Origin of the sequence: Microcoleus sp. bin38.metabat.b11b12b14.051 (assembly GCF_013299165.1) — a bacterium.
GTDB lineage: Bacteria > Cyanobacteriota > Cyanobacteriia > Cyanobacteriales > Microcoleaceae > Microcoleus.
Map to the genome: position 1 here is coordinate 159667 of NZ_JAAFKD010000010.1, position 21463 is coordinate 181129.

General features: G+C 44.5%; 13 protein-coding genes. 9 read left to right on the forward strand and 4 right to left on the reverse strand.

All coding sequences use genetic code 11. The features are described from left to right. Positions 1 to 143 precede the first annotated feature (143 nt). The 4 genes from QZW47_RS13335 to QZW47_RS13350 all read left to right on the forward strand — a co-directional run bounded on the left by QZW47_RS13335 (position 144) and on the right by QZW47_RS13350 (position 10158). Complete coding sequence (locus tag QZW47_RS13335; RefSeq protein ID WP_293127902.1) at positions 144 to 824, forward strand: Crp/Fnr family transcriptional regulator; 681 nt, start codon at positions 144 to 146, stop codon at positions 822 to 824. Then, the gene (locus QZW47_RS13340; RefSeq protein WP_293127903.1) at positions 821 to 2719 is read left to right on the forward strand and encodes a M61 family metallopeptidase; all 1899 of its coding nucleotides are present in this window, start codon (positions 821 to 823) and stop codon (positions 2717 to 2719) included. Before QZW47_RS13335 ends, QZW47_RS13340 begins: the two co-directional genes overlap by 4 nt. Before the next feature lie 385 nt (positions 2720 to 3104). Further along, a complete protein-coding gene (locus tag QZW47_RS13345) occupies positions 3105 to 3578 on the forward strand; it encodes a TerB family tellurite resistance protein (protein WP_293127904.1) in 474 nt (157 codons plus the stop codon). 628 nt (positions 3579 to 4206) lie between these two features. Continuing rightward, complete coding sequence (locus tag QZW47_RS13350; protein ID WP_293127905.1) at positions 4207 to 10158, forward strand: AAA family ATPase; 5952 nt, start codon at positions 4207 to 4209, stop codon at positions 10156 to 10158. Positions 10159 to 10208: 50 nt separating this feature from the next. Here QZW47_RS13350 and QZW47_RS13355 read toward each other — a convergent pair whose 3' ends face one another. The 3 genes from QZW47_RS13355 to QZW47_RS13365 all read right to left on the reverse strand — a co-directional run bounded on the left by QZW47_RS13355 (position 10209) and on the right by QZW47_RS13365 (position 13682). Next, positions 10209 to 10736 carry a peptidoglycan-binding protein gene (locus QZW47_RS13355; protein WP_293127906.1) on the reverse strand — a complete coding sequence of 176 codons (528 nt, stop codon included), beginning with the start codon at positions 10734 to 10736 and terminating at the stop codon, positions 10209 to 10211. 400 nt (positions 10737 to 11136) lie between these two features. After that, the gene (locus tag QZW47_RS13360; protein ID WP_366930875.1) at positions 11137 to 11646 is read right to left on the reverse strand and encodes a peptidoglycan-binding protein; all 510 of its coding nucleotides are present in this window, start codon (positions 11644 to 11646) and stop codon (positions 11137 to 11139) included. Positions 11647 to 12047: 401 nt separating this feature from the next. After that, entirely contained in the window at positions 12048 to 13682 is a 1635-nt protein-coding gene (locus QZW47_RS13365; RefSeq protein WP_366930876.1) for an NAD(P)H-hydrate dehydratase, read from the reverse strand. 316 nt (positions 13683 to 13998) lie between these two features. Here QZW47_RS13365 and mnmA point away from each other — a divergent pair, with 316 nt between their 5' ends. After that, entirely contained in the window at positions 13999 to 15090 is a 1092-nt protein-coding gene (gene mnmA / locus QZW47_RS13370; protein WP_293127909.1) for a tRNA 2-thiouridine(34) synthase MnmA, read from the forward strand. Between the two features lie 158 nt (positions 15091 to 15248). Here mnmA and QZW47_RS13375 read toward each other — a convergent pair whose 3' ends face one another. Then, positions 15249 to 15827 carry a hypothetical protein gene (locus QZW47_RS13375; protein ID WP_293127910.1) on the reverse strand — a complete coding sequence of 193 codons (579 nt, stop codon included), beginning with the start codon at positions 15825 to 15827 and terminating at the stop codon, positions 15249 to 15251. Between the two features lie 796 nt (positions 15828 to 16623). On the opposite strand from QZW47_RS13375, the gene QZW47_RS13380 reads away from it, so the two are divergent. From QZW47_RS13380 to QZW47_RS13395, 4 genes are all read left to right on the forward strand, one after another. Next, positions 16624 to 18597: a SpoIIE family protein phosphatase gene (locus QZW47_RS13380; protein WP_293127911.1), complete on the forward strand. Its 1974-nt coding sequence runs from the start codon at positions 16624 to 16626 to the stop codon at positions 18595 to 18597. Positions 18598 to 18670: 73 nt separating this feature from the next. Next, complete coding sequence (locus QZW47_RS13385; RefSeq protein ID WP_293127912.1) at positions 18671 to 19249, forward strand: DUF6272 family protein; 579 nt, start codon at positions 18671 to 18673, stop codon at positions 19247 to 19249. A gap of 47 nt (positions 19250 to 19296) precedes the next feature. Further along, positions 19297 to 19641 carry a hypothetical protein gene (locus QZW47_RS13390; RefSeq protein ID WP_293127914.1) on the forward strand — a complete coding sequence of 115 codons (345 nt, stop codon included), beginning with the start codon at positions 19297 to 19299 and terminating at the stop codon, positions 19639 to 19641. A 68-nt stretch (positions 19642 to 19709) separates the two neighbouring features. After that, positions 19710 to 21182, forward strand: coding sequence for an adenylate/guanylate cyclase domain-containing protein (locus QZW47_RS13395; protein WP_293127916.1), 1473 nt, complete (start codon positions 19710 to 19712; stop codon positions 21180 to 21182). Positions 21183 to 21463 lie beyond the last annotated feature (281 nt).

Here is a 21463-nt window from a genome sequence, read left to right on the forward strand (position 1 = left end):
TCTGGTGTCTGTCCTGTATATCGGTCTCGTTTGCTTTGTGTCAATCTTATATAGCAGCAACAGATTGTTTTTGTTCTCAAACATCGATCGTTCCCTAGCTGTTGGCTGTCGCCCAATCATATTTCCCACCTCCGCGAGTTTGCATGAAGACAGAAGCTTTCAGTGAGCTGTTCCCTCTATTTAAGGGTGCTAACCCAGAAACCTTGGGAGGGCTGCTATCAAATGCCGTCAAGCATGAGTATCCCCCAGGCCGAGCTGTGGTGATGGAGGATTCTTGGGGCAACGCGATTTATTTTGTGGTGTCCGGCTGGGTCAAAGTCCGGCGCCTGTCAAACGATCGAGCTGTATCAATGGCTATTTTAGGACGCGGTGCCTTCTTCGGCGAAATGGCGATTCTTGACGAATCTCCGCGATCAAATGACGTACTTGCTCTATCACCCGTGCGCCTGATCAGCGTCACGGCTCAGCGATTTATCCAAACCCTGTTTAAAGACCCGCAATTGCACCACCGGATGCTGCAATTGATGGTGCGGCGGCTGCGCCAAACCAATCTCCGCTCTCAACTACAGAACCGCCAGCCAGCGGTTAAACTAGCAAATACTTTAGTCGAGCTGGGAGAAAACTACGGTCAGAAAACTGCTGAGGGCAAAGAAATCTTCAATATCCCCTATGAAGACTTAGCTGATGTCACAGGTATCAACCTAGATGAAACCAGCAAAATTATGGAAAAACTCGATAGTAAAGGCTGGATCAAAATCGATCCAGATCACCAAACTATCCATTTGATCAACCTCAAGCACTTGATGAATTTGGCAAGTCAATGACTGATGTTACTTCTTTGGATACCCCGCCCGCTGCCGACAACGTGAAGGGACAATTAACAGCACCGATAATTCACTATTCGGTAGCGATGCCCCATCCTGAATCCCACTTGTTTGAAGTAACTTTGCGCGTGCAAGGTTGGTCGGAGCCGGTGCTGGATTTAAAAATGCCTGTGTGGACTCCCGGTTCTTACTTGGTTCGAGAGTACGCCCGCCACCTGCAAGATTTTCGCTCCCTCTCGGGCGCGCGTGCTTTACCTTGGCGCAAGCAAAGCAAAAATCACTGGCAAATCGATACAAATTCAGTGTCAGATATCACTGTTTTCTACCGGATTTTTGCCAACGAACTAACAGTGCGAACCAATCATTTAGACTCGACTCACGGTTATTTTAACCCGGCGGCTCTGTGCTTTTTCGTACCCGGTTTTGAGCGCAACTGCTACAGCGTCACAATTGTGCCGCCGCAGCCCCAATGGCGCACAGTGACTACTTTGCCTCCTGTCTCCGGACAGGATATGACTTTCGCTGCTGCGGATTTTGACACCCTGGTTGATAGTCCTTTTGAGATTGGCTGTCACGATGCCTACGATTTTGAAGTGATGGGAAAACCCCACCAGCTAGTAGTTTGGGGACAAGGCAATTTAGAACCAGATCGGGCGATTCGAGACATCCAAAAAGTGATCGAAGTCGAAGCCGAAATGTTCGGCGGTTTGCCCTACGATCGCTACGTGTTTTTGCTGCATCTATCCGGCTCTGGTTTTGGCGGTTTGGAACACAAAGATAGCTGCACTCTTAACTATTCGCGTTTTGGTTTTAGGGCTAAGGACAAGTACGAACGCTTTATTCAATTGGTGGCTCACGAGTTTTTTCACCTCTGGAATGTCAAGCGCATTAGACCGAAAGCTCTCGAAGTATTTGACTACGAAAACGAAAACTACACTACTTCTCTGTGGTTCTGTGAAGGCACGACCAGTTATTACGATTTGGTGGTGCCGTTTCGAGCTGGTATTTACAACGTCAAAGGTTATTTCCAAAATTTAGCTAAAGAAATTACTCGCTTACAGGCGACTCCGGGGCGGAACGTGCAGCCGGCGAGCGAGTCGAGTTGGGATGCTTGGATTAAACTTTATCGCAGGGATGCTAATAGCGATAATTCGCAGATTTCCTATTATTTGAAAGGGGAAGTAGTTTCGTTGTTGCTGGATTTGTTGATTCGAGCTAAACACGGTAACGCCCGATCGCTCGACGATGTGATGCGTTTGATGTGGCAGCAGTTTGGCGGTTTTTCTGCTGAAAACGAAGATTTTGACCAAAAGTCGGAAACAGAGGCTAAGCCTGCGCGTTTAACATCAAACGGCAAGTTAAATTCACACTCGCTGTCGGCAGAAATAGGCTTTACTCCCGAACAGTTGCAAAGTGCGATCGAATCCGTGGCAGAAATGGACTTGAGCGACTTTTTTGCGCGCTATGTAGACGGCACAGAAGAGTTGCCTTACGACAAATACCTGCAACCTTTCGGGCTGCAAATTTTGGTAGATGAAACTGACGCCTCGCCTCGCCTCGGTTGGATGTTGGGGGCAGAAAACGGGCGGCAAATGGTGAAATTTGTCGAAGCAGGATCTCCGGCACAATTGGCAGGAATTGACGCTGGGGACGAGTTGCTGGCGATCGCAGGTTTTCGGGTAAATGCCGAACAAGCCAGCGAGAGGCTCAAAGATTATCGGCCTGGTGACACGTTAGAAGTGACAGTGTTTCACCAAGACGAACTGCGGACTTGTTCTGTTACTCTCGCCGGGCCGCGCCCGGGCCGTTACTCGATCGTACCAGTCGATCGGCCAACTGCTATTCAGAAACAAAACTTTACTGGATGGCTAGGTGTTCCCCTATCGAATTTGTGACATAAATAAAGGGGAAGGAAAAGGGGAAGACAAAAACGAATCACGCTCAATTCCCAATTTTCAATTCCCATTAGTGTCAACAATCGCCTAAAACCAAAGAAATCTCGCTTCTAGCGCAGTCTAGATCCCCCTCGCATCGCCCCGATAGTCGGGGGACACCGATCGCGCTTTCGGTTCGCATTTTGTTAAGGGGGGTTAGGGGCGATCGAGGCCCGAATAGTCAAACAGCCGATCTGTACTAGATTTGATGTTAAGTTGACACTAATAACAAATAACAAATGACCAATGACAAATGACAAATGACAAATGACCAATGACAAATGACCAATGACAAATGACCAATGACAAATGACCAATAACCAATTAGCAATTACCAATTTTAATTATGCAAACCCCACCACCTCCATCAATTACGCCTCGCCAGATGAACCTGCTGAGAATAGTTGCTTCAATGGCCTGGGCTGACGGCGAACTGGCTATAGAAGAAGTGAATATAATGCTCGATCGCTTTTGCAGTTTGTTTGGTTCCGGTAACGACACACAACAAATGCAACAGGAACTGCGAGATTACATCATGCAAAATATCCCGCTTGATGAGTTGATTCACCAACTAGAAACGCAAGAGGAAAAAGAATTAGTTTTGCAACTCGGCTATGAAGTAATTTCATCTAGTTCTCGGACTCCCGACGAACCCAAAATAAACGCTGACGAAGCCGCAGCTTATCAAAAATTAGTGCAGTTGCTGAATCTTCCAGAGGATGCAGTCAAACGTATAGAAGCAGAAGCATCGGCGGCAGATAATTCTGAGGGAATGATAGAGAAGATGGCTCACAAATTAGAACAGTTCATCAAAGGCTAGTTTGGGAATTGCGGGTGGCTGATTCCCGGTTGATGATGAGATTTGTGGTTTCTAAACCTCAGATTTTTCCGAGAAACCGGGAATAGCTCGTAGGGTGCGTCGCCGAGCGAAAATCCCCAGTATCAAGAGCGACAATTAGATATATCCGCACCTGATACTATTTATAAATTATCGAAAAGCTTACCACCACAAAACCGGGAATAGCTCGTAGGGTGCGTCGCCGAGCGAAAATCCCCAGTATCAAGAGCGACAATTAGATATATCCGCACCTGATACCGTTTATAAATTATCGAAAAGCTTACCACAACAAAAATGTTGGGGGGACTAAAACCGATGGTTGTTGTCTGTCTCCTTGAAAACAACAGGTGCGTGGCTATCAGATGGTTGCTCTTTCTTGAAGATGGTCGATGTATCCGCACCCTACGGCTAATCAGGTATTAAACCTGCTCTTCTAAGGTAAAAATTTGTATAGCTGCGGTTTCAAGCACCCGGTATTCACATCAAGTATTCAACCCGGTGCTATGCTTATACAAACTATTTTTTGTTCCGTAATTTCTCTGTGTACGCTTCTCTTCTGCATAGTGCACTATAGAATTATAAAGCAATTTACTGACGGGAATCAAAATTTATGCTCCCAGCTTTAAGGATTTCTGGGTATGACTTGCAAGAACTCATCCACCAAGGAACTAACACAGCTATTTATCGGGCGGTATCCCTAACAAACGGACACCCTGCCATCCTCAAAGTTTTAAATACAGAATATCCTACCCTAGAACAGATAACTCGCTTAAAACACGAATATCAGATCGCCGTCGATCTTGATTGCCAATATACAGTAAAAGTCGATCGCCTAGAAACGCACCCAAACTGCTTAGTATTAGTCTTAGAAGATTTTGGCGGCATCTCTCTCAAACAGTGGATGGCAAAAGCCGGGAATGCTGGCAGGATTTCTGCAATGTGTGATACAAAAACCCTTGCAGGCGGCGGGCCAAGTGCTGGGCTTGACAGAAGTGTTGTCAATGCAGCAACCGCGAGTTACCAATTGTCGATCGCCCAATTCTTAAACATTGCCATCCAATTAGCAAAAGCTTTAGTATTCCTGCATCAAAATCAAATTATTCATAAAGACATAAAACCAGCTAATGTTATCATAAATGCCGAAACAAATCAAGTAAAGCTCGCTGATTTCAGCATCGCGTCGCGGTTAAACAAAGAAACGCCCAACTTAAAAAATCCCGATCGCCTAGAAGGAACTCTCGCCTATATGTCCCCGGAACAAACCGGGCGCATGAATCGCGACGTAGACTACCGCAGCGACTTCTACTCTCTCGGTGTCACCTTTTACGAACTGCTGACAGGAAAATTGCCATTTCGCAGCACCGATCCGCTGGAATTAGTACACTGTCACATTGCCAAACAACCAATTGCAATTCCACAACTAAATCCGCAAATTCCCCAAGTGTTGGCGGAAATTGTGGAAAAACTGATGGCAAAAAATGCCGAAGACAGGTATCAAAGTGCACCCGGATTATTGGCAGATTTAGAACGCTGCCAGAATCAAATCGAAAATTTAGGTACAATTGATAATTTTATCCCCGGACAACTGGAGGCGATGAGTCAGTTGTTAATTCCCCAAAAACTTTACGGGCGGGAAGAGCAAATAAAGCAATTATTGCAAGCCTTCGATCGCGTTAGCAAAGGTAGCGGTGAAATTGTCTCGGTAGGTGGCTATTCTGGAATTGGTAAATCTGCATTAGTTCATGAAATTATCCGCAATTTAACCAGACAGCGCGGCTACTTGGTATCGGGTAAATTTGATCAATTAAAACGCAATGTTCCCTACGCTTGTTTCAATCAAGCTATGCGGAGTTGGGTGCAGCAGATTTTGACCGAAAGCCAATCTCAGATTGACTTGTGGCGAGAAAAGCTGCTGGACATTTTGAATGTTAATGCTAAAGTTGCGATCGAAGCCATCCCCGAATTAGAGTTAATTTTAGGCCCACAACCAGACGTACCAGAACTCGGGCCGATTGAATCTCAGAACCGCTTCAATCGAGTGATGCAGCAGTTCGTCCAAGCAATTGCGAGTGCGGAACATCCCTTAGTAATGTTTCTGGATGACTGTCAGTGGATAGATGCTGCAACAGTCAATATGTACGAACAAAATTGCCTCGGTAAAATGCCTTACTTGCTGGTAATTGTTGCTTATCGGGATAACGAAGTCAGCCCGACACATCCGTTTCTGCTGGCGAATGAGGTAATTCGGGGCGCAGGAGTTCCGATGACAGCTATTACTTTAAAACCGTTAGCAATTGACTGCGCGACTCAACTAATTGCTGAAACTTTGAGCTGTCCTGCTGAAACAGCGACACCGCTGGCGAATTTATTACTACAAAAAACGGATGGAAATCCATTTTTTCTGAAACAACTGCTGAAATATTTGCATCAAAAATCCTGGTTGAGATTTGACCCACAGGCTGCTGAGTGGCAGTGGGATATTCAACATATTGAATCCCAGGGAATTTCAGAAAATGTTGTTGATTTGATGGTGAATAAAATTCAAATTTTGTCAACCGCCACCCAGCGAATATTACAATTAGCGGCTTGTATTGACAATCAGTTTAGTTTGGATATACTGTCTGTGGCAAGCGGGAAATCTTGGAGTCAAACAGCGCAGGATTTGTGGGAAGCGCTGCAAGTAGGGTTAATTTTACCTGTAGGCAATACCTATCGGATACCTCAAGTATTTGAGCCGGAAGAGTTGGAAAAGTTGGGAAAAACGGCCCCAGATGTGTGCTACAAATTTATGCACGATCGCGTTCAGCAAGCTGCTTATGCCATGATTCCTGATGCAGACAAAGAATCGGTTCATTTAGCGATCGGGCGTTTGTTATTGCAAGGAAGCAGCGAAGGTGAACGCCAAGAACGAATTTTTGATATTGTCAATCATTTAAATTTTGCTCGCGGGTTGATTTGCGAGTTGAATCAACTTTATGAATTAGCAGAGTTAAACTTGCAGGCGGGCAAAACTGCCGCATCTGCTTCGGCATTTGAAACTGCGCTGACTTTTTTCCAGTCGGGCTGCAATAGTTTGCCGGCACAAAGTTGGGAAGATAATTATGCGTTAACTTGGGCGCTGCATTTGGCATTGGGCGAAGCGGAATATTTGAATGGGAAAAATGACGAAGCTTTGGTAATTTTTGACTTGATTTTGCCGAAAACTAGGACATTATTGGAACGGTGTCAGGTTAATGAGTTAAAAATGACTTGTCTGCGGATGAAAAATGATTTGCCTGCTGCTTATCGCTTAGGTATCGAGACGCTGCAATTGTTGGGAATTGAGTTTGAGGCGTACCCGGATGATGCGTATTTGCTGCGGGAGTTGGTGAAGACGAAGGCGATGATTGGGGAATCCATCGCCGATTTAGCAGATTTACCGGCACTCACCGATCCGCTGCAACTGGCCGCCCACCGGGTTTTGAAAGAACTTTACCCCATTGCTTACTTTACCAGTCCTAACGCCCCATTTCTCTGCGCGATGAAGTTGGTGCAGGCGACAATTGAACACGGTAATTGCAGAATATCCGCCTTTGGCTACATTGTGTATTCCTTTACTTTAATTGTTAAATATGGCGAAATTGACACTGGTTGCACAGTAGGAGAACTGGGTCTCAATCTTTACGAATGCTGGGATGCTAAAGAGTTAGGTGCTTGTATTTTTGTCACGTGGGGGGCTTTAACTTTGCACCACATTAAATATATTGATGAGTCGAAGCTTTTTCTGATTAAATCTTTTAACTGCGGTTTAGAGACAGGTGCTTATCAGTGGTCGGGATATGCTGCGGCTAATTATTTGGCCATCTGCTTTTTTGGGAATGAATCGCTGCAAAAATCCGCTGCAATCATTGATGAATTTATCCCAGTTTTGGAAAAAATAGACCGCAATATGCTAGCGTATTGTTTGCTAAACAAACAGCCAATTTACCAGCTTACTTGTCCTGCGGATACTGCGGTCAATCCGCCAAGTTTCATCGATGAACAGTCGCTTTTAGAATTTGCTGAAGCCTCGGCAGATTTGGGGGCTTCTTTTTTAGTTTATCTCTACAGACTAACCGTGGCGAATTGGTTTGGGGAGGTCGATCGAGCACTAGAATATGCTAATATTGGTGCTGAATTTTTGGTATTTGCTACTGGTGGTTTTCTGAATCCGGTTTTTCGCTTCCACCGCGCTATAGCCCTGGCTGCTGCTTGTACAAATGCCAGCGAGTGCGATCGCCAAATCTACCTAGAACAGCTCAATATTGACCTGGAGAAGCTCCGAGAATTTGCGAAAAACTGCCCTGCGAATTACCAGCACAAATATTTAGCCATCCGGGCGGAAGTGGCGCGGTTGTCGGGACAAAACTATGAGGCGTCAGAATGCTACGATAGTGCGATCGCCCTGGCAATACAAAATCGCTTCATTCAAGATTCTGCACTCGTTAACGAATTAGCAGCGAGATTTTATTTATCGCAAAATCGGCTGATTTTCGTGAAGAATTATCTCAACGATGCCAGACTTGGCTATCTCCAGTGGGGCGCCACAGCGAAAGTCCGTCAACTCGAACAATACTATAGTAATTTATTTCCGGAAGCTGTAGAGTCGCGGATTGCTGTAACTTTAACTGCGAGTACGTCTAGTCATACTAATATCTTGGATGTAGCAACAGTAATCAAAGCTTCTCAAGCAATTTATAGTGAAATTGTTTTAGAAAAGTTGCTCAAAAAACTGCTCCATATTATCTTAGAAAATGCGGGCGCACAGCAAGGCTGTATTATTTTAGAACGAGGCGGGAAATTGTTTGTGGAAGTTTCGGATACTAACCACCATGACTCTGCAACATTTCAGGAGTCAAGGCTGGTGGAAGATAGCTGCGATCTTCCTATTTCTGTCGTCAAGTATGTTGCGATAAGTCAGCAGCCTTTGGTGTTAAGCGATGCAAGTCGAGAAACAATTTACCAAGCGGATGCTTATATTCAAAATTGCCAACCAAAATCGGTTTTATGCGCGCCGATTTTGTATCAAAGTAAGTTGATCGGCATTGTGTATTTAGAGAATAATCTGGCGAGTGGAGCATTTACGCGCGATCGGCTGGAACTGTTGCAACTTTTAACGACACAAGCGGCGATCGCCATTGAAAACGCCCGCCTCTACGCCCGCGAACAACACAAATCTCGCCAATTGACTGAATCTCTCGAAAACCTGCAACAGTTTCAAGTCGAACTCGTCCAAAAAGAACAACAATACCGCAACATATTTGAGGCGGTAGCAGACGGACTTTCGCTGGTAGATTTGAAGACTGGTAAAGTCATCGCAACTAACCCAGCATTCTGTCAAATTTATGGTTATTCTCAGGAAGAGTTTGTGCAGTTAACTCCGCCAGATTATGTTCTCCCAGAGTATTTGTATTTATTTGCCGAATGGCAACAAACTATGAGAAAATGCCAACAATTTAACAGTCAAATTGTCATACAGAAAAAAGACGGTACGCTGTGCGATGTTGAGATAAAATCTAACTTTTTTGAGTACGAGGGCCAACCCCACGCCCTGGTAATTAATCGCGATATTAGCGATCGCAAGTGCGCCGAAATAGCTCTGCAAACATCGGAAGCTGAATTGAGACAAAAAGCTGAAGATTTAGAAGTAATACTTGTTAAACTCCAACAAACTCAATCACAATTAGTTCAAACCGAAAAAATCTCGCAACTCGGACAACTGGTGGCTGGAGTAGCGCACGAAGTGAATAATCCCGTTAGCTTTATTTCTGGCAACTTGCATCATGCCAAAGACTATATTAGTGATTTAATAAATTTAGTCCAGGTTTATCAAGACAACTTTCCCGAGCCGGGAGAAGCAGTTTTAGATAAAATAGAAGCCATTGAATTTGAATATTTAGTAGAAGATTTGCCGAAGATGATTGAGTCGATGAAATTGGGAACCGATCGCATCCGCGACATCATGCAATCTTTACGAAATTACTCGCGTACCGACGGGATTGAGAAAAAATCCGCAAATATTCACGAAGGAATTGATACCACATTAATGATTTTGTCGCATAGGTTAAAAGCTTCGAGCGCTCGCCCGATGATTAAAGTCCTCAAAAATTACGGAGAATTGCCTAACATTGAATGCTATCCGGGACAACTAAATCAGGTATTTATGAATTTGCTCGCTAATGCGATCGATGCTCTGGAAGAATCTAATTTTGGCAAAACATACAAACAGATTGAGAGCAACCCCAATCTGATTACAATTTCTACCTCTGTTGCCCACAGCAGCGGAAAACAGACAAATCGTCTAGTCAAGATTCGGATAGCTGACAATGGAATTGGGATGTCAAAACATATCAAAGAAAAATTGTTTACGCCATTCTTTACAACTAAAGCAGAAGGCAAAGGCACCGGATTGGGATTGCCGATTTGTCACGATATAATTACCAAAAAACACAGGGGAAGCTTAGAATGTTTTTCATCGCCGGGAAGGGGAACCGAATTTGCGATCGCGCTTCCCGCACGCAGCATTTCCATCAACGAGAAGTAGGGACATTGCATTGCCATGTCCCTACTTAAGGATAACGATTTTAAGTGTGATTAATGCGGTAAGTTGCTCAGAGCGTGCCAAGTTCTCGCCCCGACAATTCCATCGGCTGGTAAACCTTTAGCCGTTTGGAACTGAATCACTGCTACTTTTGTCATCGGCCCGAAGAATCCATCAACTACACCGAAATAGTATCCATTCAATTTCAAGACATTCTGAACAATTTTGACATCATCACCTGAACTACCAATCATCAGAATCGGCTTAATAGGTGCACCAGAGTATAGTGCTTGCCAGGTTAGAGAACCCACAATCCCATCTTCAGGTAAAAAGACGCGGTGTTGATATTGTTTAACGGCACTTTCAACATAGACGCTGAAAATACCATCAATCAGACCGAAATAATATTGCCAATGAAATAGAAGCTGTTGCAGTTCCTTGACAGATTGACCTGTAGAACCGCGTCGCAAAGTGGGTTTAATAACTCTAGATGCTTCAGCAAATTCTAGCTTTTGCCCAGCATTAGGATCGGCCGCGAGAGCCAGAGTTTCATTGTTCGTGGTTATTTCTTCGGTATACATAATCTGATTCCTTTCAAGAGTTAAGTTCTGGTCTTGGATATTTCAGGTATAACTGGTAGGCTTGATGACTGCACAGTCACTTTTTCGAGTGTCACTCACTTGAGTGTCACTCATTTGAGTTAGCGAAGTTGTTAACCGTTAATGAGTTAGGTGTTCTGTGCACACTCCCAGGAGCAGCAACCGCCACATCGCTGAGGACATAACTAACCTGATGAATAGAGCTGATACCATCAAGCATCAATGGTTTGATTCTCGTTATGCAACTGTCAACCCCTCGACTTCGCTCGGGGCAAGCTGTCCACTGTCAACTGTCAACTGCTATACAAGCCTGTAAGGTGCTTGCTAAGCACACCCTACAGGCTTGTAGTGAAAGCGTAATTCCTAGGAATGCCAGCAGTTATTAGTGTGGTAATTTGCTGAGAGCGTGCCAAGTTCTTTTCCCAACAATTCCATCGGCTGGTAAAGCCTTATCTGTTTGGAATTGAATCACTGCTACTCTGGTCATTGGCCCGAATAATCCGTCAATCGTACCGAAATAGTATCCGTTCAATTTCAGGACTTTCTGAACAATTTTTACTGCATTACCAGAACTGCCATTCATCAGAATCGGCATATTCACAGGTGCACCAGAGTACAGTGCTTGCCAAGTCAGGGAACCGACAATCCCATCTTCAAGTAAGAAGACGCGGTGTTGATAGGCTATGACGGCGTTTTTAACTGCGAGGGTGAAATTACCATCGAAAGGGCCGAAATAATATTGCCAATGAAATAGAAGCTGTTGTAGTTCTATGACAGCTTGACCTGTTGAACCCATTTGTAAAGTGGGTTTGTTTAGTCCCGTCGTCAGACCAACTGCAAAAGTTGATTGAGCTGTAGTATCGGCGGGGAGAGATAGAGTTTCATTGTTCATGATTCTTTCTTCGGTGTACATAATGTGATTCCTTTGAATATTTAAGTTTTTGTCTTTGATATTTCAGGTATAACTGATAGGATTTATGACTGCACAGTCACTTTTTTGAGTGTCACTCATTTGAGTGTCACTCATTTGAGTGATATCATGTCTGGTCGATTAACATCACAAAAACGGATCTGTGCGGGCTTCTGTCTTCCGCATGAGAGCGGACTGAAGTCCGCACTACGAACTCAATTGGCGGACTGAAGTCCGCACTACGAACCTTATTTATTGCGAATTAAATAACTTACAATTTTAATTGTTATTGTGGGATGGGCGTCCCGCCCGTCCCACAAACTTGTGGAAGTTATTTAATTCTCATTCCTTAGTTATTCCGATCGAGCTACCGGACATCGCACTTAAAATTCTCGCAATGTAGGAATTAAATACTGTGTCAACGTAAAGGCATCTACACCTAATTCTGTCCGCTCTTTGGCGGCCATGATTCCGGCTTTGGCGTGCCACCAAACGGCTGTTGCTGCAACTGATTCGGGGGCTGGATGCCGATCGCCCGCACTTGCCAACAGTCCCCCTAACAAACCCGTCAGAACATCGCCGCTGCCACCTCTGGCGAGGGCTGGGGTGCTTTCTGGATTGAGATAGGTGATGGTACGTGAAGCGTAGCTATCCCGTAGGGAATCGCCCCGATCGCTCCAAGAAATGCAAACTTTGGCTCCTTTGAGCAATACCACTGCACCGCAAAGCTGGGCCGCTGCTTGAGTTGCGGCAATTCGATCGGCGCCGATTTCCTCTGCTAATTCGGGAAACAAACGCTTAAATTCGCCCGGATGAGGCGTGATAATTGTCAGTGCTCGGCGTTGCGACAAAATCGGGACTGTGCCGAGTTGAGCGAGAATATTTAAACCGTCGGCATCGAGAACTAAAGGTCGATCGCACTCCAGTACAGATTCTACAACGAGGGCTGCTTCCAATGTCAGACCTGGGCCTGTGGCGATCGCATCATAGGAACCCAAATCAATTGCTACCGGCAACTCCTTAATTCCACCGCTGGGAGTTTCAGGACATCCGATAACTAAGGCTTCTGGCAAATGACTGCTCAACATCGGTTTAATCGACTCAGGAACAGCAATTGACAGCATTCCCACACCGCTAGCCCTTGCTCCCAATGCCGATAAAATGGCTGCTCCGCTGTAGCGGCGGGAACCTGCAATAATTAGTAAGTGACCGTTAGTGTATTTGTGCGAAATTGGCGATCGGGGTAATGGTAAATGCTGAATAGCCGATGATTTAGTAATGCGTTGTATTGATGGCAAATCGCCCAATATCGCTGCGATATCTGCTGTTGGAATATCAAAATCAATTAATTCTGACGTACCGATATATTCTAAGGCTCTGTCTTGCAGAAATGCCATTTTCCACAAACCCAAACACAATGTATGTTTTGCCCGGATTGCCGTCCCCAAAACTTCTCCGGTATCTGTATGAATTCCCGACGGAATGTCTATACTAAAAATGGGTATGTTTAAATTATTTATTTGGTCAATAGCGGCGGCTGTGGGATTAGTAATTTCTCGTTCTAATCCAAAGCCAAATAAACCGTCAATGAGCAAGTTGCAGTTTTTCAGTAGTTCAACTCTGTCAAAAAATGGAATATTTAAATAATACGCATAATCAGCGTGACTTTTTGTGAGTTCTTTAACTTTAGAAAACGGGCAGTAAATAACTACTGGGAATCCTTGAAAGTGCAATTCGCGAGCCACCACCAAAGCATCACCGCCGTTATGTCCAGGCCCAACCAATACGCCAATAACAGGCAATTGAGAATTAAGAATTTTTTCCCTTTTCCCCCTTTTCCTTCTATCTGTTAAATCCGTTGCCAAACTTCCCTCTTCCTTCAAAAGCTCCTGAATGCGTCTAGCAATCAGGTGCGCGACTTTTTCCATTAAAGCGGCTTGGGGCATTCCCGCAGCAAAGATTCTTGTTTCTATTTGCCGCATTTGGTCGGCGGTGACAACAAATTTTTGAATAGTCATTTGAATAGTCATAATTAGTGATAAACTTTTAGCTAAGTAGGTAAGAGCAAAAACATAGAAACGCAATTTTAACCGCTCAGTCTTCAACCCACGGAGGTGGGTTTCGTTTGTATAGACGCGGTTTCAACCGCCGGGTCTTCTTTGTAGTATTTTTGATTTTAACCGCTCAGTCTTCAACCCACGGAGGTGGGTTTCGTTTGTATAGACGCGGTTTCAACCGCCCGGTCTTATTTGTAGTATCTTTGTGGTATAATAAATTAGATCGATCGAACTTGCGTAACACTAAAACAGTAAAATAGCAATTTATTTCCGAACCATGAACAAGATTGTCGTAGGCCTCTCCGGCGGGGTCGATAGTTCCGCAGCAGCCGCAATTTTACACCATCAGGGCTATGAAGTGGTGGGTTTAACGCTGTGGTTGATGAAAGGTAAAGGTCAGTGCTGCTCTGAGGGAATGGTCGATGCCGCTAAAATTTGCGAAGATTTGGGCGTTCCTCACCACATTGTTGACAGCCGTGAAGTCTTTAAGGCAAGTATTGTAGATTTTTTGGTGGACGGTTACAGTGCTGGAGTGACGCCTCTGCCTTGTTCGCAGTGCAATAAAACTGTCAAGTTCGGGCCGATGCTTAAGTATGCTCGCGAAGACCTGGGTATTGAAAAGATTGCTACGGGACACTACGCTCGCATTACTTATGATACTGCTACGGATCGCTATCAGTTGCTGCGGGCGATCGACCCTGCGAAAGATCAATCTTATTTCTTGTACGATTTAACACAGGATTTGCTGGCTGGTACGGAGTTTCCTTTGGGGGAAATCACCAAGACTGAAACTCGCAGAATTGCGGCGGAATTTGGCTTGAGCACCGCTGACAAGCCGGAAAGTCAAGATTTGTGCTTGGTGGAAAGTAACGGTTCGATGCGGGCTTTTCTGGACAAGTACATTGCGCCGCAAAAGGGTGACATTGTAGATAAGGCCGGCCGCGTACTCGGACAGCACGACGGCGTGCACCACTACACCATCGGCCAGCGCAAGGGACTCGGGATTGCTGCACCGGAACCGCTGTATGTAATTGAACTTGATGCTGGTGCTAATCGGGTGATTGTGGGCGATCGCCAGTTGGCGGTAGAATCTGAGTTCATGGTTCAGAAAGTAAATTGGGTTTCTGTGGCAGAGCCTGCCGCTCCGATTCGGGCTTCTGTACAGATTCGCTATCGATCGCAACCCGTCCCCGCTACAATTATTCCTGTCGAACCATCCGAAGCCGACTCCAAGGGCAGCGGTACCAGAGTCAAGGTAATTTTTGACGAACCGCAGTTGAGCATTACCCCCGGACAAGCAGCAGTTTGGTATGACTCAGATGTGCTCTTAGGCGGCGGCATCATCGAAAGAAAAAAACTTCAGAATTAAGCTAAGGGGCAGCCTCAAAGCCCGCCCCACCAAAAAATCCAATAAAATTTACTATTTGTGGAACAGGCCAGAAAGCCTGTGCTTGTGGAACAGGCCAGAAAGCCTGTTCCACAAGCACATTCACTTTTGATTTCACAAGCTCAAATTCCCCTAACTAACTAACTAACTTTCTTTTCCAAACGCAACACATTGCCCCTAATATTAGTACGGTAAACCCAAGTTTGACTGCCGTCAGAAAGCACCACTCGCCAACCTTCGACAAACATTTGGGCGCAAATTTCCTCCGCTTGCGCCAGTCCCAAACAACTATTGGGCCAACTTTGGCGGCTCGATTCAGTAACTTTCAACTTACCAGCAGCAATCCCAGTTTGGCGGGACAAGTCTTGGCGAACCGCTGCTGCTACGGTTGCTGGTAATTGGTTGGGGGGATTTTGGCGCGTAGTCTGTGCCAAAAAATTGCCCGATTCCGAAGCCAGACTGTTGATAGCCAATCGGGAGTTGATGGTTTTTTGCACCGTTTCAGGGGCCAATTGCGGCCCGGTTGGCTGCTGTAGACTTTCCCACTGGGCGAGGGAATGTTTGACAGCGCCCGCGTTAGCGGCTGCGGTGTGGATTAGCGCCGGATACATTTCCCACGCGAGAATTCCTGTCAGCACCAAAGCCAAGATTACAGGATTTGGCTGCTTTTGATTTCTGTTTTGATTGTTTTGAGAGTTATTTTCGGAGATTGGTTTCATCTTACGCCCTCTACCTCACTTTACACTCTGGCGCGATCGAGAGCGATCGCTCAAATGCAGATGATATTTATTTATACACTGCTGAGTCGTGCTGTTTGTTCCTTTGTGCACAACCCACTTTAGTGAGTCGTGCGGCACAAGTATTGTATACTCGCTGCCCACACTTATATTTCAGGAAACTTGCACCCTTCCACCTATTACTTAATTTTTAGCAGAAATAATTGGTTTAAAGCCTCTACCTTTTAGGGATAAATTAAAAGCAGACTATTCATTACTACAATCTTCTTCCTTCCAGATAGAGGCCCCTGTCAACCCAACGACCCGCTTTTCTGTCAAGCGTCAACAGAATCTTAGTTTATAAGTATCAAAAAAAAAATCGGGTTAAGTAAATATTCTTAAAAAAATCTGATTCTGGTCGAGAGCCTCAGTAAAAATGACTATTCACCGCCCAAAAACTACTAAAGCTGTTTTAGACTGTAAAATGCGACCTGAGCGGGTGAGGCATGAGGGATGCCACACAATCTGTTGCTAGAGGACAGGAATGCTTTAAATATTAAGCAAGTGACCGTTGAGTAATTTTAGCATTCTGATTTTCAAGAGCGATCGTCCGTCAGTCGATTTTCACATTGAAGATTTGAGATTTATTTCCAGCGCAGTACATCTGGGACTATAACTTGATTCTGAGATTTTGAATTCTGCACCACAACCCTGCGGGGGCTTCTATCTGTTTTCGAGCGGATTAATTTTTGGTAGCGATCGCTACTTTTTTAGTACAATTCATTTAAATGTATCATTTATGAACAAAAAATCCCTCGGAATCCATTTAATGAATCGACTGACGTATCCTCAAAAGTTTATCTTGATCGGTTTTCTATTTGCCATGCCGTTAACTTTGGTCATGTACCTGCTGATTTCCGAAATAAACACCAGGGTAGATTTTGCCCAAAAAGAAATCTACGGCAATCAATACCTGCGCCCGCTGCGCCAGTTGAGGCAATACATACCACAACTTCAATTATTAAATTATCAGGGCTTAAATTTAAATTCAAACAATGTAGATTATAGCAAAAATTTAGAAGCTAAGATCGACGCTGAATTTCAAGCCCTGGCCAATACGGATCGCCAGTTAGGAATAACTCTAATTTCCCAGAATCAATTTAATAGTATTTATCAGAAATGGCAAGATTTTCAACTCCGTCGCAACCAGTGGAGTCTAGAAACTTACGATGTTGTCTATAATAAACTAGGATTAGATATTGATAGATTGAGCGCTCACATCGGCGATACTTCCAATCTAATATTAGACCCCGATTTAGATACCTATTATTTGATGGATGCTACTTTGCTGAAGCTTCCACAAATGCAAAAAATCTTGTCAGAGATTAGGCTAATTTCTGGCAAAAGTAGTTTGCGTTCCGATGCCACACCTGATGAAAGAGCCAAACTGATTACTTTAGCGGGGAAATTGAGAGAATTCAATCAGGATTTAGCAATCAATATGGAGGTAGGATTTAGCAATAATCCTCAGGGCAACCTGCGACCGAAATTAAGCCAGCATTTAACTCAATTCAACTCCGTAGTTGAGCAACTAACCGGGCAACTAGATAAACTAATTGATCCCACAGCAGTAGTGGAATATTACGCCTATCTCGATGGCAGCCAGCGAGTTCTCAACTCAAGTTTTGAACTGTGGGACAAAAGTGTCAATGAGTTAGACTTTCTCCTGCAAAAACGAATTGATAGTTTTGTTGCTAGAAAACGCATAATTGCTGTTTTTGTGTTAATAATATTGGTGCTAGTGATTTATTTATTTTGGTCTTTTTATCGGTCAGTTATGCAAACTGTTTTTGTGCTTGATGAAGCGTCAAAAAAAATGGCAAGTGGCAATCTAGACCATAAAATTATTTTGGATAATAGAGATGAACTCGGGCAAGTTGTAGGTGCGTTCAACAATATTGCCGATGCCTTGGTTGGTGCAAACCAAGAAATTACGGTTCTCAACGATCGCCTAAAAGCCGAAAATATGCGGATGAGTGCCGAACTAGATGTCACTCGCAAGATTCAGCAGATGCTGCTACCGAAAGATCGGGAACTGAAGGAAGTTGTAGGCTTAGATATTGCGGGATTTATGGAGGCTGCTGATGAAGTAGGCGGTGACTATTACGACGTACTCCAGCACGAAGGTAGAGTAAAAATTGGGATTGGCGATGTGACGGGACACGGATTGGAAAGTGGCGTTTTAATGATTATGGTTCAAACGGCTGTCCGAACTTTGCTCGCTTACAACGAACCCGATGCGGTGAAATTTTTAACCGCTATTAACAGTGCAATTTATGATAATGTGCAGCGGATGAAATGCGATAAAAATGCCAGCCTTGCTTTGCTAGATTATCACGAGGGTATGCTGAAGTTGAGCGGCCAGCACGAAGAAATGATTGTGGTGCGTTCTAACGGTTCTGTCGAGCGGTTTGATACGATCGATTTGGGTTTCCCGATCGGGCTGGATGCAGATATTGCTGAATTTGTTGCTGAAACCGTTGTGCAGTTGCATTCGGGAGATGTGGTAGTGTTGTACACTGACGGGATTACGGAAGCTGAAAATATGGAGCAAGTGCTTTACGGGTTAGATAGGTTAATTGAGGTAATACAGATTAATTGGCAGGGAACTGCGGCAGAAATTAGGCAGGGTGTAATTGAGGACGTGCGATCGCACATTGGCGAACAAAAAGTTTTTGATGACATCACATTGCTGGTACTCAAACAAAAATAGCTAATTAAATTTTAACTCTCAAGTTAAAAATAAATTATGTGTTCCGAATTCTACCTTTACCTTTAATATCGATATGATTCAGACTTTCGGCGATTTTATCGAGCAGTCACCTAGCGCAGAATACTTGATAATTGGATTTTCTCCGAGTTCGTTACCCCTCAAGCAGCGGTGGCGGAACAACGGTTTGTCGGCTGATTTTCTGGCTGACTACTTGACGACTTTTTTCCCTGGAAACGAAGACGAACCCTCGACAATTAACAGACAAGCCGAAATTAAAAGTGCTGTTAGCTACATTGCTAACGAGTTATTAGAGAATGCGATGAAGTTTAATGATGAAGCTTCGGATTACCCGATCGACATTAAACTGCAATTACTGAGCGATGGAGTAATTTTTTCAGTTGCTAATAGCATTTCTCGGTCATCTATCGGCAAGTTTCAGGCTTACATTGAGCAGTTGCTGACCTGCGACCCTAGCGAGCTGTACATTCAGCAGTTGGAAAAAAATGCTGCTGACGAAAGTTGTAGCGCTTCTGGATTGGGCTTGCTGACGATGCTCAACGATTATACAGCCAAACTAGGCTGGAAGTTCAAAACCGTGCAAACAGATCCGGAAATTATTGCGGTGACAACTATGGTGCGATTGAGAGTATAGGTCGAGCGTGGCGATCGATAATATCTAAGGGACTTTTTTTGGTGGAAATGGAAATTAAAACACAAGATTACCGGATCTGTTACGATCCAGCAACGGCAACAGTGAGTTTTGTTGGCTCTCTCAGGCTGAGCGGGCCTAGGGAGTACGCGCCGATAGTGCAGTTGCTGGGTGAGGTAGCCGACGTGGAGCAGGCGAAAATTACCCTCAATGTGCAGCAGTTAGAATTTTTGAACAGTTCTGGCATCAATATGCTGTCAAAATTTATTATCGAGGTGCGCAAAAAAGCTCGGGTGCAAATGGCAGTACAAGGCTCTCAACGCATAGCTTGGCAAAGTAAATCTTTGAAGAATTTGCAGCGACTGATGCCTGCTTTACAGTTGGAATTAATATAGAAATGATGACTTTTAGAGTGCAGGATGTTGAGCAATTTTCTGTTAGTTGAGGCGCAAATTCTCGGGTTATGCTGGAAGAACAACCATCTAGAGAACAGCTACTTTTAGAGATAGAAAGATTGCGCCAGCAAGTGGAAGACTTGAAGGAGGAAAAAGCGGATCTGGAAATCTTGCTGGAAACTACTGCGGAACATTCCGATACGGTGGAAAGCGAGCTGCGCTATCGGGCATTGCAGGCGGTGCGCGAAGGCGAAATCAAGCTGGCTCAATTTCTGGAAGCGATTCCCGTAGGCGTGGCCGTGCTCGATTCTCAAGGCAAACCTTACTACATCAATCACGCCGGACAGCAGTTGTTCGGTCAGGGTGTTTTAACGTTAAACAAAGTTGAGGATTTGTCAGAAGTTTATCAAATTTATGTCGCGGGAACTGATAAGATTTACCCTTTCGAGAATTTGCCGATCGTTCGAGCTTTGAGAGGCGAAAACGCGACTGCTGACGATCTAGAAATTCATCGTTCCGGTAATAAAATTCCTTTAGAAATTTGGGGAAGACCCATTTGTGAAGGCGGTAAAGTTGCTTTTGCGATCGCAGTTTTTCAAGAAATAACGCAACGCAAACAAGCTGAAACTGAGCGCCAAAAGCTGATTAAGGAACTATTCGATTCGACTAAAAATTTGGAAAAATCCCTGGATGCCGAATCTGAATTAACTGATGCTTACGGGCGATTTGTGCCACACCAATTTTTGTTCTTGCTGGGATATGAAAGTATTATAGATGTCAATTTGGGCGACCAGGTGCAGAAGGAAATGTCGGTGCTGTTTGCGGATATCCGCGATTTCACAACGCTTTCAGAAACTATGACGCCCCAAGAAAATTTTAATTTTATCAATGCTTATCTGTCGCGAATGGAGCCCGCTATTGCTAGAAATCAGGGGTTTATTGACAAATATATTGGCGATGCAATTATGGCTCTGTTTGGCGACGGTGCAGATGATGCAGTGAAAGCTGGTATTGAAATGTTAAATATCTTGACTGCTTACAACGAACACCGTGTAACTATTGGCTACATCCCGATTGAAATTGGCATTGGGATCAATTCTGGTTCTTTGATGCTGGGGACAGTGGGTGGCGATGGCCGGATGGACAGTACCGTGATTAGTGATGCTGTTAACTTGGCTTCTCGGATTGAAGGATTGACTAAAGATTACGGTGTACCTCTGTTAATTTCTCAGCAGACTTTGGAGCGGTTACGCAATCCGGCTGATTATGCTATTAGGATTGTCGATAAAGTACAGGTAAAAGGAAAATCTGAATATGTCATAGTCTATGAGGTGTTTGATGCCGATCCGCCGGATATTCGGGCGGCAAAGCTGGCAAATTTGTCTGTATATACTGAAGCTATGTTACTGTGCGATCGCAAACAGTTTCGAGAAGCGGGAAAATTGTTTGAAGAGTGTTTGCGGACAAATCCGAACGATCCCGTAGCTCGTATTTATCTAAAACGCTGTCGGGATTGGCGATCGCTCCTCAAGGGAATTTAGTCATTAGTCATCTCGCCCGAAGAGCGAAGTCGAAGGGTGGTCATTGGTCATTGGTCATTGGTCATCTCGCCGAAGAGCGAAGTCGAAGGGTGGTCATTGGTCAGTGGTCATTGGTCATCTCGCCCGAAGAGCGAAGTCGAAGGGTGGTCATTGGTCAGTGGTCAGTGGTCAGTGGTCAGTGGTCAGTGGTCATTAGTCAGTAGTCATATCCGCTTAGATCTGAATTATATCGATCGCCTGACTCGCACTTGCCGTCGAAAATTATGATTTCGAGACAACCC